The organism is Pseudomonas sp. AO-1 (assembly GCF_019775695.1).
GTDB lineage: Bacteria > Pseudomonadota > Gammaproteobacteria > Pseudomonadales > Pseudomonadaceae > Aquipseudomonas > Aquipseudomonas parakoreensis.
The window spans coordinates 4,760,375-4,772,276 of record NZ_CP079947.1 but is presented as its reverse complement, the minus strand read 5'-3'; the positions used below and the strand labels follow the sequence as shown (position 1 = coordinate 4,772,276).

The following is an 11,902-nucleotide window of genomic DNA, read 5'->3' as shown; positions in this document are numbered from 1 at the left end:
AACCGAATGAGAGTCTGGGCAGTCGCCAATCAAAAGGGTGGTGTCGGTAAAACCACATCTTCCATCGCTTTAGCCGGGTTGCTGGCGGAGGCGGGCAAGCGCGTGGTTGTGGTCGATCTCGACCCGCACGGCTCAATGACCAGCTATTTCGGCTACGACCCCGACAGCCTGGAACACAGCAACTACGACCTGTTTCTGCACAAGGGCAGCGTGCCGCAAGGCTTGCCCGGGCAGTTGCTGTTGTCGACCAGCGACGAACGCATTTCCCTGTTGCCGTCGAGTACCGCACTCGCCACCCTTGAGCGCCAGTCGCCGGGGCAGAGTGGTTTGGGCCTGGTGATCGCCAAGAGTCTGGCGCAGCTGTGGCAGGACTTCGATTACGCGATCATCGACAGCCCGCCGTTGCTCGGCGTGTTGATGGTCAACGCCCTGGCCGCGAGCCAGCAACTGGTGATCCCGGTGCAGACCGAGCACCTGGCCGTCAAAGGCCTGGAGCGCATGGTCAACACCTTGGCGATGATCAACCGCTCGCGCAAACAGGCGCTGCCGTTCAGCATCGTGCCGACCCTGTTCGACCGCCGCACCCAGGCGTCGCTGGGCACCTTGCGCGTGCTGCGCGACAAGTTTCCGGAAGAGATCTGGCAGGGTTACATCCCGGTCGATACCCGTCTGCGTGATGCCAGCCGGGCCGGGGTCACGCCTTCGCAGTTCGACGGCAAGAGTCGTGGCGTGCTGGCGTACCGCGCGTTGCTCAAGCATCTGCTGGCGCAGCAACTTGTTCCGCAGGTGGCTTGAGCATGAATCGGCCGATCAAACTGACGTCGCGTCCGCAACTGGCGTTGCAGTCCTATCTGGACAGCTTGCTGCAGGAAATCCCTGACGAGTTGCCGCCAGTGGAAATGCCGGTCGAGGCGCCGGTCGAGGTGGCCGAAAGTGCTGCGGCGCTGGATGAGTTTCAGGCTGCGGTACTGGAAGAGCAGGCGCGTGATGCGCAGAAAGCCGCCAAACCTGCCGCCCCGGTTGCCGCGCCTGCCGCCGCACCGATCGCCAAGGCGCCAGTGGCGTTGATCGAAGAAGCCGAGCCGCCACGCGCGCCGGTTTCGACACTCGCCCCGCTGCTGCAAACCCAATTGTTGAAAACCGCGCCGGAACCGGTCGTGGCCGAACCTGCGCCAGTTGCGCCGGCACCCGTCGAGCAGACGCTGGTGCCGCCGGTGGTGGAAGTTCACCTGCCGCCAAGCAACACGCCACCTCCGGTGGACACCGATGGCCGTCCGGCCTGGGCTGCCGAAGCGTTCGAGTGCCTGTTGTTCGATGTTGCCGGGCTGACGCTGGCGGTGCCGCTGGTGTGCCTGGGCTCAATCTATTCGCTGGCCGGCCACGAGTTGACGCCGCTGTTCGGGCAGCCGGAATGGTTCCTCGGGATTCTGCCGAGCCAGGCCGGCAATCTGAAAGTCTTGGACACGGCGCGTTGGGTCATGCCGGATCGCTATCGCGATGATTTCCGTCAGGGCCTGCAGTACGTGATTTCGGTACAAGGTTACGAATGGGGCCTGGCGGTGCATCAGGTCAGCCGTTCGTTGCGTCTGGATCCGAATGAAATCAAATGGAGAAGTCACCGGGGTCAGCGGCCATGGCTCGCCGGCACGGTGATAGAGCACATGTGTGCATTACTTGATGTAGCCGCGCTGGCCGAGTTGATCGCCAGCGGCGGGGCAAAGCACATGGGCGGCCACAAGCCGCTACATAAATCGACATAGCAGCCGACATAACAATCAGGCGATGGCATTTTTCAATGCCTCCACACAGAACACACACCGCCCAGTGCGGTTTTTTCGAGGGGTCAGGGTATGAGTAGTCAGGCGACGAATGCAAAAGGTTCTGAAGATCCGATCCTGCAATGGGTGACCTTCAAGCTGGACAACGAAACCTACGGCATCAACGTGATGCGCGTTCAGGAAGTCCTGCGGTACACCGAAATCGCTCCGGTACCGGGTGCGCCAAGCTACGTGCTGGGCATCATCAACCTGCGCGGTAACGTGGTCACCGTGATCGACACCCGTCAGCGCTTCGGCCTGAACAGCGGCGAGATCAGCGACAACACCCGTATTGTCATCATCGAAGCCGACAAGCAAGTGGTCGGGATCATGGTCGACAGCGTGGCCGAAGTGGTTTACCTGCGTCAGTCGGAAATCGAGACCGCGCCGAACGTCGGCAATGAAGAATCGGCCAAGTTCATCCAAGGCGTGTGCAACAAGAACAACGAGTTGCTGATCCTGGTCGAGCTGGACAAGATGATGAGCGAAGAAGAATGGTCGGAACTGGAGAGCATCTGATTGATTCTCGAGGTGGCGGTCATTGTCCTGTTCCTCTTCTGGGCAGGCACGCTGGCAATGTTTCTGGCGTACATCAAGGCGCAGCGCGTAATCGCGGCGCAACAGGCCCAGGGCGACGCGCTGCGTGATCAGCGCATCAAAGACCTGGCCAAGCGTGTCGACGACTATCAGAACGGCAACGTGCGCATGGGCGAAGCCCTGCACGAGCTGCGCTCGGTCGTCGGCCCGTTGCCGGACAAGATAGTTGCGCTGGAGCAGCGCGACCCATCTAGCCTGTCGTTCGCCCAGGCGGCGAAACTGGTGGGCATGGGCGCGAGCGTCGATGAGCTGACTCAGTCCTGCGGTTTGACCCAGGCTGAGGCGGAGTTGATGCGCAAGTTGCACAGAAGCTGAAGATCAAAAGATCGCAGCCTGCGGCAGCTCTACATTGGAACGCGCTTCCCTGTAGGAGCTGCCGAAGGCTGCGATCTTTTGCTTTCAAGGCTTAATAATCATCCCCGCGCGCGGTAACGTCCTTCTCGACCATCGGCGCATCCGGATCCTGTCCCTCGGGGAATTTTCCCTTCAGATTCCACGCAAACGCGATGATCTCGGCGATCGTGCGGTACAGCTCTTCGGGGATGCTGTCGCCCAGTTCCATTCGCGCCAACAGGCGCACCAGCTCGGCGTTTTCATAGATCGGCACTTCACAGTCGCGGGCAATGCGCAGGATTTCTTCGGCCAGTTCCTCGTCGCCCTTGGCGGTGAGGGTCGGGGCGTGGTTGCCGTCGTATTTGAGGGCGATGGCCTGGCGTGGAGCAGTGGAATCGTTCATGCGGTTTCGTCGACCCAGCGGTGTTCGAGACGGGTTTGATTGCCTTGCGGCGGGGTGCCGAGGTGGCAGTCGAGATCACCGACGTTCAGCCCGCGATCAAGCAGGCGCTGGCGCAGCGCGAACAGGTTGGTTTCGATCAGGTCGGCGGTGTACGGGCGCTCGGCCCAGAGCTGACTCGACAGGCTGCCGGCAATCAGCTGCGCCTGAATTTGCATCGGCCCCAACGGCTCCATATCGAACGCCAGATCGACGCGCCACAGTTGCTGTTTGGGCTCGCGCTCGTCGCGGCGTTCGTTGGGTTGCGGTTCTCTTTCCGGCGCTTCTTCGCGCTGGAACTTGACCTGCAACGGCACGATGTCCTGCAGGTTACGCATGGGGATTTCCAACTGCCAGGTGCTGAGCAGGCGGCCGTCATCGGTGACCCCGGTCTGTTCCAGACTCGACAACTGATGGCTTTGCAGGCGCGACACGGCGGCTGCAGCGAGGCGCAGCAGATGTTCCAGATCGCCTTCGCCGTCCTGGCTTTGCAGCAGGCGGTCGGGCAGCGGGAAACTGCTCGGCACGGGTTTGGCGCTGACCTGGCCGAGGGTGCCGAGGGCGTTGCGCACGAAACTCGGCAGCGCTTGCGCCAGGGTGTTGGCGGCAATGATCGCGTTGAAACTGGCATTGCCCGGCACACCCGGGGACAGTTGCGCGATCAGTTTGAGCAGATCGGCTTTCATGTCCGGGGCCAGCGCCGGATTCTGTCCGGTCAGCAATTTGGCTTCGAGGAAGGCGCCACTGTTGGCCAGGGCCAGGGCCACGCCTTTGGCGCTGCTCATCTGCTGCACATCGGGCAAATTGGCAAGCAGACGCACGACGGCAGCGCGCAGATCCTGCGAAGTCTGATCATCGTCGCTCGGCAGGTTTTGCAAAGCATTGAGCAAACCGTCCAGCGAGCCTTGGCGACTTTGTTGGCCGAGCAGTTGCTGGCTCACCGCCAATTGCTCCTGACGGCTGCTCAGTGGCACGAATTTGAGGGTTTGCGAGTCTTCGACCAGTGCCGAAAGCAGGGTGCCGATGCGCAGCGGCGTCGGGCTGTCGATGTCCAGCGTGGCGCCACTTTGCGCGGTGTTGAGCAGACTGACCAGCGAGCGGTACACCGTCGGCTGCCCCGGCACTTGCGGCAGTGTCTGCGAGGTCAGCACCTTGCCTTGCAGCAGTGTGCCGACCGGCAACTGCGCGGTGTCGATGCGGGTGAGGGCGGCGACGCTGCTGGCGATGGCCTGCTGCACGGTGATTGCCAGATTGCCCGCCGATGGCTGAGTAACCGCCAGGTTGGTACCGGTTGGCAGCGGCAGGTTGCTGCTGGCTTGCACGGTGGTCTGGCGGCCGCCGTCGACGGTGACCTTGAGCAACAGTTGAAAGGTCTGATCCGCCTGCTTGAGTGACAACACCTCGGCCTGAGCGCTTTGCCCGGCACCGATCAAGCCTTCGACCGGGGTCAGCAGCTTGAGCAACTCACCGCTCATCACCAGCGGACGCGTGTTCGCCGGGGTGGTGGGCGGAAGCGGGAGGATGTTCATTTCGCCTGTCATACGCGGACACAACCTGAGGAAATTGCGCTCTTGGGAGTAAGGCACGCCATGTATAATGCCGCGCGTCTTGCGCTTCGTTCAGAAAACATAGCAATTGTTTGATCCAGCTCTCTGGTTCGCACCGTCATTGCATTTATCCTGCATCTCTTTAACGGCCGCGCCAGAGCCGACTTGAACCGTATAAGGCCCGTGATCCCTTGACCAGTCCTGTCCTGCAAACCGTTGCCCTTGCCTGCGAGCGAGACCTGCGGCTGCTCTTCGAAAATCTCGAATTAAGACTGGCCAGTGGCGATATGGTGCAGATCAGCGGCCCCAACGGCAGCGGTAAGACCAGCCTGCTGCGCCTGTTGTCCGGGTTGATGCAGCCGACCAGCGGTCAGGTGCTGCTCAACGGTCAGCCTTTGACAGCACAACCGAGCGAACTGGCGCGCAACCTGTTGTGGATCGGCCACGCCGCCGGGATCAAGGACTTGCTGACCCCGGAAGAGAACCTGTCCTGGCTCTGCGCCCTGCATCGGCCGGCTGAACGCGAGGCAATCTGGCAGGCGCTGGCAGCCGTAGGATTGCGCGGTTTCGAAGATGTTCCCTGCCACACCCTGTCCGCCGGTCAGCAACGCCGTGTGGCGCTGGCGCGGCTGTATCTGGACAGCCCGCCGCTGTGGATTCTCGACGAGCCGTTCACCGCGCTCGACAAACAGGGCGTGGCGCAGCTTGAAGAACACCTGGCCGGACACTGCGAGCGCGGCGGTCTGGTGGTTCTGACCACGCACCACACGCTGAGCCGGATGCCGGCCGGTTATCGCGATATCGATCTGGGGAACTGGGCAGTATGAGTGTGTTCGGCCTGCTGGTTGCCCGTGAGTCCCGTTTGCTGTTTCGTCGCCCGGCGGAACTGGCCAATCCGCTGATTTTCTTCGCCATCGTCATCGCTTTGTTCCCGCTGGCCGTCGGCCCGGAAACTCAAGTCTTGCAAAACCTGTCCCCGGGGTTAGTCTGGGTGGCCGCGCTGTTGTCGGTCCTGCTTTCGCTGGACGGATTGTTTCGCAGTGATTTCGAAGATGGCTCTCTGGAGCAGTGGGTCCTTTCGCCGCACCCGCTGCCCCTGCTGGTGCTGGCCAAGGTACTGGCACACTGGCTGTTCTCGGGACTGGCACTGGTTCTGCTCTCGCCGTTGCTGGCGTTGATGCTCGGTCTGCCGGTCGCCTGCCTGCCAGTGTTGCTGTTGTCTTTGCTGCTGGGTACCCCGGTGCTGAGCTTGCTCGGCGCGGTGGGCGCGGCGCTGACGGTCGGTCTGAAACGCGGCGGCCTGTTGCTGGCGTTGCTGATTCTGCCGTTGTACATCCCGGTGTTGATCCTTGGCAGTGGCGCCTTGCAGGCCGCCTTGCAAGGCATGCCGGCGACCGGGTATCTGCTGTGGCTGGGTAGCCTGACCGCCCTGGCGATCACCCTGACACCTTTTGCAATAGCGGCTGGCCTGAAGATCAGCGTCGGCGAATAATGAGGTCTGGTTAAAATTTAACCAGCAAAGACCCTGAGACTGCTCACACCGATGAGCGGCACCCGTGATGGAAACAGTATGAACTGGACCTGGTTTCACAAGCTCGGCTCGCCCAAGTGGTTCTACGGCATCAGCAGCAAGTTCCTGCCGTGGTTGAGCATCGCAGCGTTGCTGCTGATCAGCATTGGCGTCGTCTGGGGCCTGGCCTTCGCGCCGCCGGACTATCAGCAGGGCAACAGCTTTCGCATCATCTATATTCACGTGCCGGCGGCGATGCTCGCGCAGTCGATCTACGTGATGCTGGCGGTGTGCGGCGTGGTCGGCCTGGTGTGGAAAATGAAACTGGCCGACGTCGCCCTGCAATGCGCGGCGCCGATCGGCGCGTGGATGACCGCTGTGGCGCTGGTCACCGGGGCGATCTGGGGCAAGCCGACCTGGGGCTCGTGGTGGGTCTGGGATGCGCGGTTGACGTCGATGCTGATTCTGCTGTTTCTGTATTTCGGGGTGATTGCGCTGGGCAACGCCATCAGCAACCGCGACAGCGCCGCCAAGGCCTGCGCGGTACTGGCGATTGTCGGGGTGATCAACATTCCGATCATCAAGTACTCGGTGGAGTGGTGGAACACCCTGCACCAGGGCGCGACCTTCACCCTCACCGAAAAACCGGCGATGCCCGCGGAAATGTGGCTGCCGCTGCTGCTGACGGTGCTGGGTTTCTACTGCTTCTTCGGCGCCGTGCTGTTGTTGCGCATGCGCCTTGAAGTGCTCAAGCGCGAAGCGCGCGCCAGTTGGGTCAAGGAAGAAGTGCAGAACAGCCTGGAGGCCGCGCGATGAGTTTCGCTTCATTTGGCGACTTTCTCGCCATGGGCCACCACGGCCTGTACGTCTGGTCGGCCTACGGTATCTGTCTGGCGGTGCTGATCCTCAACGTGGTCGCACCGATTGCGGCCCGCAAGCGCTATCTGCAACAAGAGGCGCGTCGTCTGCGCCGGGAGAACGGCAAGTGAATCCGCTGCGCAAAAAACGTCTGACCCTCATTCTGGCGATTCTGGTCGGGGTCGGCGCTGCCGTCGGCCTGGCCCTCAGCGCCCTGCAGGAAAACATCAACCTGTTTTACACGCCGACCCAGATCGCCAACGGCGAAGCGCCGCACGACACGCGCATCCGCGCCGGCGGCATGGTCGAGAAGGGCTCGCTGCAGCGTTCGCCGGACTCGCTGGACGTCAAATTCGTCGTCACCGACTTCAACAAAGCCGTGACCATCACCTACCGCGGGATCCTTCCGGATCTGTTCCGCGAAGGGCAGGGCATCGTCGCCCTGGGCAAACTCAATGCCGACGGCGTGGTGGTGGCCGATGAAGTGCTGGCCAAGCACGACGAGAAGTACATGCCGCCGGAAGTGACCAAAGCGCTGAAAGACAGTGGTCAATCGGCACCGACCCCAGCGAAGGAGGGTTGATTGATGACGTCTGCACTGTTTATTCCCGAACTCGGCCATCTGGCGATGATTCTGGCGCTGTGTTTCGCGCTGGTGCAGGCCGTGGTGCCGCTGCTCGGTGCCTGGCGCGGCGACCGTCTGTGGATGGGCCTGGCCCAGCCGGCGGCGTGGGGCCAGTTTGCGTTCCTGCTGTTTGCCTTCGGTTGCCTGACCTACGCATTCATGACCGACGATTTTTCGGTCGGTTACGTGGCGATGAACTCCAACAGCGCCTTGCCGTGGTACTACAAGTTCAGCGCTGTATGGGGCGCCCACGAAGGGTCGCTGCTGCTGTGGGCCTTGATCCTCGGTGGCTGGACCTTCGCCGTGTCGGTGTTCTCCCGGCAGTTGCCACAAGTCATGCTCGCCCGCGTGCTGGCGGTGATGGGCATGATCAGCACCGGTTTCCTGCTGTTTCTGATCCTCACCTCCAACCCGTTTTCGCGGATCCTGCCGCAGATTCCGGCCGATGGTCGTGACCTCAATCCGCTGCTGCAGGACATCGGCCTGATCGTGCATCCGCCGATGCTCTATATGGGTTATGTGGGGTTCTCGGTAGCCTTCGCCTTCGCCATCGCCGCACTGCTCGGTGGTCGTCTTGATGCTGCTTGGGCGCGCTGGTCGCGGCCGTGGACGATTGTCGCCTGGGCGTTTCTCGGCATCGGCATCACCCTCGGTTCGTGGTGGGCTTACTACGAACTCGGCTGGGGCGGCTGGTGGTTCTGGGACCCGGTGGAAAACGCCTCGTTCATGCCATGGCTGGTCGGCACCGCGTTGATCCACTCGCTGGCCGTCACGGAAAAACGTGGGGTGTTCAAGAGCTGGACGGTGTTGCTGGCGATTGCTGCATTTTCGTTGAGCCTGCTCGGTACCTTCCTCGTGCGCTCCGGCGTGCTGACCTCGGTGCACGCGTTTGCCTCCGACCCTGAGCGTGGCGTGTTCATTCTGATCTTCCTGCTGTTCGTGGTCGGTGGTTCGCTGACGCTGTTTGCGTTGCGCGCGCCGGTGGTCAAGAGCCAGGTCGGCTTCAACCTGTGGTCGCGTGAAACCCTGTTGCTGGGCAACAACCTGGTGCTGGTGGTAGCGGCGTCGATGATTCTGCTCGGCACCCTGTATCCGCTGATTCTCGATGCGATCAGCGGCGCCAAGCTCTCGGTCGGCCCGCCTTACTTCAATGCGCTGTTCATCCCGCTGATGGCGTTGCTGATGCTGGTGATGGCGGTCGGCGTGATCGTGCGCTGGAAAGACACCCCGGTGAAGTGGCTGGCGAACATGCTGACTCCGGTGCTGCTCGGTAGCGTCGCATTGGCGGTGGTGGCCGGTGTCGCCTACGGCGATTTCAACTGGGCGGTGATCGCGACGTTCCTGCTCGCTGCGTGGGTGTTGCTCGCCGGCGTGCGCGACATCTTCGACAAGACTCGCCACAAGGGCCTGATCAAAGGTCTGCCAAGCCTGACTCGCAGCTACTGGGGCATGCAGATCGCTCACCTCGGCATCGCCGTATGCGCACTCGGTGTGGTGCTGTCGAGTCAGAACAGTGCCGAACGCGACCTGCGTCTGGCGCCGGGCGAGTCGATGGATCTGGCCGGTTATCACTTCATCTTCGAAGGTGCCAAGCACTTTGAAGGGCCGAACTTCACCTCCGACAAGGGCACCATCCGGGTGATCCGCGACGGCAAGGAAGTCAGCGTGTTGCACCCGGAAAAACGCCTGTACACGGTGCAGAGTTCGATGATGACCGAGGCCGGGATCGACGCCGGTTTCACTCGCGATCTCTATGTCGCCTTGGGCGAGCCGCTGGAAAACGGCGCGTGGGCGGTGCGGGTTCACGTCAAACCGTTCGTGCGCTGGATCTGGTTTGGTGGTCTGCTGACCGGTCTGGGCGGATTGCTGGCGGCGCTGGATCGGCGTTATCGAGTCAAGGTCAAAGCCCGGGTGCGTGAAGCCCTCGGCCTGCAAGGAGCGGCTGCATGAGACGTTGGTTGATGCTGGTACCCCTGGCGATTTTCCTGCTGGTGGCGGTGTTTCTTTATCGCGGTCTGTACCTCGATCCGGCGGAGCTGCCGTCGGCGATGATCAACAAGCCCTTCCCGGAATTCAGCCTGCCGAATGTGCAGGGCGACAAGACCCTGACCAAGGCTGACATCCTCGGCAAACCGGCACTGGTCAACGTCTGGGGCACCTGGTGCATTTCCTGCCGGGTCGAGCACCCGGTACTGAACAAACTGGCCGAGCGTGGCGTGGTGATCTACGGCATCAACTACAAGGACACCAACGCCGATGCGTTGAAGTGGCTGGCCGAATTCCACAACCCGTACCTGCTGGACATCCGTGACGACGAAGGTTCGCTGGGTCTGAACCTCGGCGTGTACGGCGCGCCGGAAACCTTCTTCATCGACGCCAAGGGCATCATCCGCGACAAGTACGTCGGGGTGATCGACGAACAGGTCTGGCGCGAAAAACTCGCAGCCAAATATCAGGCACTGGTCGATGAGGCCAAGCCATGAAGCGTTTTATGGCTGCCGTGGTCTTGGGTTTGAGTCTGGCCGGTGTGGCCCACGCCGCGATTGACACCTACGAGTTCGCCAAGGAAGGCGATCGCGAGCGTTTCCGCGAGTTGACCAAGGAACTGCGCTGCCCCAAGTGCCAGAACCAGGACATCGCCGACTCCAACGCACCGATTGCCGCAGACCTGCGCAAAGAGATTTTCCGCATGCTCGGCGAGGGCAAGGACAATCAGCAGATCATCGATTTCATGGTTGATCGCTACGGTGATTTCGTCCGCTACAAACCGGCGCTCAACGCCAAGACTGCACTGCTGTGGTTCGGCCCGGCCGGGCTGCTGCTTGGCGGTCTGGTGGTGATTGTGCTGATCGTGCGCCGTCGTCGCGGTCAGCGCGCCGAAACCCCGTCATCGCTGTCCACCGAAGAACGTCAGCGCCTCGACCAACTGTTGGATAAAAACCAAGAATGATTGATTTCTGGCTTGCCGCAGGGCTGTTGCTTCTGGTCGCCCTGAGTTTTCTGCTGATTCCGGTTTTACGTGGCCGTCGCGCCCAGCGTGAAGAGGATCGGACTGCCCTGAACGTCGCGCTGTATCAGGAACGCGTCGCCGAGCTGCAAGCGCAGCAGGCCGAAGGCGTGCTCGATGCCGCGCAAATGGACAGCGGTCGTGCGGAAGCAGCGCGTGAACTGCTCGCCGATACCGAAGGCGTTGCCGCGCCGCGTGTGTCGAAACTGGGCAAGCCGTTGCCGTTGTTGGCCGCGGTGCTGGTGCCGGTGTTGGGCCTGGGTCTGTACCTGCATTTCGGTGCTGCGGACAAGGTCGAGCTGACCCGCGAGTTCGCCCAGGCGCCGCAGTCGATGGAAGAGATGACCCGGCGTCTGGAACGAGCCGTCGCCGCGCAACCGGATTCGGCGGAAGGTCTGTACTTCCTCGGTCGCACCTACATGGCCCAGGATCGTCCGGCGGACGCGGCGAAGATGTTCGAACGCGCCGCCAACCTTGCCGGTCGCCAGCCGGAGCTGCTCGGCCAGTGGGCACAGGCGCAGTATTTTGCCGACGGTAAAAAGTGGTCGGACAAGATCCAGGCCCTGACCGACGAAGCGCTGAAAGCCGACCCGAAAGAAGTCACCAGCCTCGGTCTGCTCGGCATCGCCGCGTTCGAAGGCGAGCGTTATCAGCAAGCCATCGACTATTGGAATCGCCTGCTGGCGCAATTGCCAGAGAACGACAAGTCCCGCGAAGCCCTGCAGGGCGGCATCAACCGCGCCACTGAACGGCTTGAAGCCAGCGGCGGCAAGGTCGCCGCTGCACCGGCTGCCAAGGTTGCCGCACTGCTCAAGGTGCGCGTCGATCTGGCCAGCGAACTCAAAGGCAAGGTGCAACCGGGCGACAGCGTGTTCATCTTCGCCCGTGCCGTTTCCGGCCCGCCGGCACCGTTGGCGGCCAAGCGTCTGACCGTGGCGGACCTGCCGGTGACCGTCGAACTGGGCGATGCCGACGCGATGATGCCGCAGTTGAAACTGTCGAACTTTCCTGAAGTCCAACTGGTTGCGCGCATCTCTCGCGCCGGTCAACCGACCGCCGGGGAGTGGGTGGGTCGCAGCGGCCCTCTGGCCAGCAGCACCACCGCACCGCAAACACTGACCATTGACAGCCCGGACCAATAACCCCGGAACCCACAGGAAAGCACCGCC

15 protein-coding genes are annotated in these 11,902 nt (G+C 62.2%); 13 read left to right on the top strand and 2 right to left on the bottom strand.

What is annotated here, in order from left to right:
• Nucleotides 1–6: 6 nt before the first annotated feature.
• From KVQ82_RS21655 to KVQ82_RS21640, 4 genes are all read left to right on the top strand, one after another.
• Nucleotides 7–795, top strand: a complete 789-nt coding sequence (locus KVQ82_RS21655; protein WP_003222933.1) for a ParA family protein — start codon at nt 7–9, stop codon at nt 793–795.
• A gap of 2 nt (nt 796–797) precedes the next feature.
• The gene (locus KVQ82_RS21650; protein WP_222015778.1) at nt 798–1,760 is read left to right on the top strand and encodes a CheW domain-containing protein; all 963 of its coding nucleotides are present in this window, start codon (nt 798–800) and stop codon (nt 1,758–1,760) included.
• 90 nt (nt 1,761–1,850) lie between these two features.
• Nucleotides 1,851–2,336 carry a chemotaxis protein CheW gene (locus KVQ82_RS21645; protein ID WP_003222936.1) on the top strand — a complete coding sequence of 162 codons (486 nt, stop codon included), beginning with the start codon at nt 1,851–1,853 and terminating at the stop codon, nt 2,334–2,336.
• Entirely contained in the window at nt 2,337–2,729 is a 393-nt protein-coding gene (locus KVQ82_RS21640; protein WP_007961680.1) for a DUF2802 domain-containing protein, read from the top strand.
• 91 nt (nt 2,730–2,820) lie between these two features.
• Here the strand turns inward: KVQ82_RS21640 and KVQ82_RS21635 are convergent, their stop codons facing one another.
• Both KVQ82_RS21635 and KVQ82_RS21630 read right to left on the bottom strand, forming a co-directional pair.
• Complete coding sequence (locus tag KVQ82_RS21635) at nt 2,821–3,150, bottom strand: EscU/YscU/HrcU family type III secretion system export apparatus switch protein (protein ID WP_047599966.1); 330 nt, start codon at nt 3,148–3,150, stop codon at nt 2,821–2,823.
• Nucleotides 3,147–4,727, bottom strand: coding sequence for a flagellar hook-length control protein FliK (locus KVQ82_RS21630; protein WP_222015776.1), 1,581 nt, complete (start codon nt 4,725–4,727; stop codon nt 3,147–3,149). Before KVQ82_RS21630 ends, KVQ82_RS21635 begins: the two co-directional genes overlap by 4 nt.
• A gap of 197 nt (nt 4,728–4,924) precedes the next feature.
• Between KVQ82_RS21630 and ccmA the strand changes: the two genes are divergently transcribed.
• From ccmA to ccmI, 9 genes are all read left to right on the top strand, one after another.
• Entirely contained in the window at nt 4,925–5,560 is a 636-nt protein-coding gene (gene ccmA / locus KVQ82_RS21625) for a cytochrome c biogenesis heme-transporting ATPase CcmA (protein ID WP_045122041.1), read from the top strand.
• Nucleotides 5,557–6,225, top strand: coding sequence for a heme exporter protein CcmB (gene ccmB, locus KVQ82_RS21620; RefSeq protein ID WP_003222942.1), 669 nt, complete (start codon nt 5,557–5,559; stop codon nt 6,223–6,225). The genes ccmA and ccmB overlap by 4 nt, the downstream gene beginning before the upstream one ends.
• Before the next feature lie 78 nt (nt 6,226–6,303).
• Complete coding sequence (locus tag KVQ82_RS21615) at nt 6,304–7,059, top strand: heme ABC transporter permease (protein WP_041072937.1); 756 nt, start codon at nt 6,304–6,306, stop codon at nt 7,057–7,059.
• A complete protein-coding gene (gene ccmD, locus KVQ82_RS21610; protein ID WP_003222944.1) occupies nt 7,056–7,232 on the top strand; it encodes a heme exporter protein CcmD in 177 nt (58 codons plus the stop codon). The genes KVQ82_RS21615 and ccmD overlap by 4 nt, the downstream gene beginning before the upstream one ends.
• Nucleotides 7,229–7,684: a cytochrome c maturation protein CcmE gene (ccmE, locus tag KVQ82_RS21605; RefSeq protein ID WP_041072935.1), complete on the top strand. Its 456-nt coding sequence runs from the start codon at nt 7,229–7,231 to the stop codon at nt 7,682–7,684. Before ccmD ends, ccmE begins: the two co-directional genes overlap by 4 nt.
• Before the next feature lie 3 nt (nt 7,685–7,687).
• Nucleotides 7,688–9,676: a heme lyase CcmF/NrfE family subunit gene (locus tag KVQ82_RS21600; protein WP_222015774.1), complete on the top strand. Its 1,989-nt coding sequence runs from the start codon at nt 7,688–7,690 to the stop codon at nt 9,674–9,676.
• Nucleotides 9,673–10,209 carry a DsbE family thiol:disulfide interchange protein gene (locus KVQ82_RS21595; RefSeq protein WP_041072930.1) on the top strand — a complete coding sequence of 179 codons (537 nt, stop codon included), beginning with the start codon at nt 9,673–9,675 and terminating at the stop codon, nt 10,207–10,209. Before KVQ82_RS21600 ends, KVQ82_RS21595 begins: the two co-directional genes overlap by 4 nt.
• Nucleotides 10,206–10,676, top strand: a complete 471-nt coding sequence (locus KVQ82_RS21590) for a cytochrome c-type biogenesis protein (RefSeq protein ID WP_041072928.1) — start codon at nt 10,206–10,208, stop codon at nt 10,674–10,676. Before KVQ82_RS21595 ends, KVQ82_RS21590 begins: the two co-directional genes overlap by 4 nt.
• Complete coding sequence (ccmI, locus tag KVQ82_RS21585) at nt 10,673–11,875, top strand: c-type cytochrome biogenesis protein CcmI (protein WP_041072926.1); 1,203 nt, start codon at nt 10,673–10,675, stop codon at nt 11,873–11,875. Before KVQ82_RS21590 ends, ccmI begins: the two co-directional genes overlap by 4 nt.
• Nucleotides 11,876–11,902 lie beyond the last annotated feature (27 nt).

What these genes read in the sequence shown, in the direction of transcription:
- KVQ82_RS21655 (WP_003222933.1), top strand. Translation starts at nt 7, where the DNA reads ATGAGAGTCTGGGCAGTCGCCAATCAAAAGGGTGGTGTCGGTAAAACC.
- KVQ82_RS21650 (WP_222015778.1), top strand. Translation starts at nt 798, where the DNA reads ATGAATCGGCCGATCAAACTGACGTCGCGTCCGCAACTGGCGTTGCAG.
- KVQ82_RS21645 (WP_003222936.1), top strand. Translation starts at nt 1,851, where the DNA reads ATGAGTAGTCAGGCGACGAATGCAAAAGGTTCTGAAGATCCGATCCTG.
- KVQ82_RS21635 (WP_047599966.1), bottom strand. Translation starts at nt 3,150, where the DNA reads ATGAACGATTCCACTGCTCCACGCCAGGCCATCGCCCTCAAATACGAC.
- KVQ82_RS21630 (WP_222015776.1), bottom strand. Translation starts at nt 4,727, where the DNA reads ATGACAGGCGAAATGAACATCCTCCCGCTTCCGCCCACCACCCCGGCG.
- ccmB (WP_003222942.1), top strand. Translation starts at nt 5,557, where the DNA reads ATGAGTGTGTTCGGCCTGCTGGTTGCCCGTGAGTCCCGTTTGCTGTTT.
- KVQ82_RS21615 (WP_041072937.1), top strand. Translation starts at nt 6,304, where the DNA reads ATGAACTGGACCTGGTTTCACAAGCTCGGCTCGCCCAAGTGGTTCTAC.
- ccmD (WP_003222944.1), top strand. Translation starts at nt 7,056, where the DNA reads ATGAGTTTCGCTTCATTTGGCGACTTTCTCGCCATGGGCCACCACGGC.
- KVQ82_RS21600 (WP_222015774.1), top strand. Translation starts at nt 7,688, where the DNA reads ATGACGTCTGCACTGTTTATTCCCGAACTCGGCCATCTGGCGATGATT.
- KVQ82_RS21595 (WP_041072930.1), top strand. Translation starts at nt 9,673, where the DNA reads ATGAGACGTTGGTTGATGCTGGTACCCCTGGCGATTTTCCTGCTGGTG.
- KVQ82_RS21590 (WP_041072928.1), top strand. Translation starts at nt 10,206, where the DNA reads ATGAAGCGTTTTATGGCTGCCGTGGTCTTGGGTTTGAGTCTGGCCGGT.
- ccmI (WP_041072926.1), top strand. Translation starts at nt 10,673, where the DNA reads ATGATTGATTTCTGGCTTGCCGCAGGGCTGTTGCTTCTGGTCGCCCTG.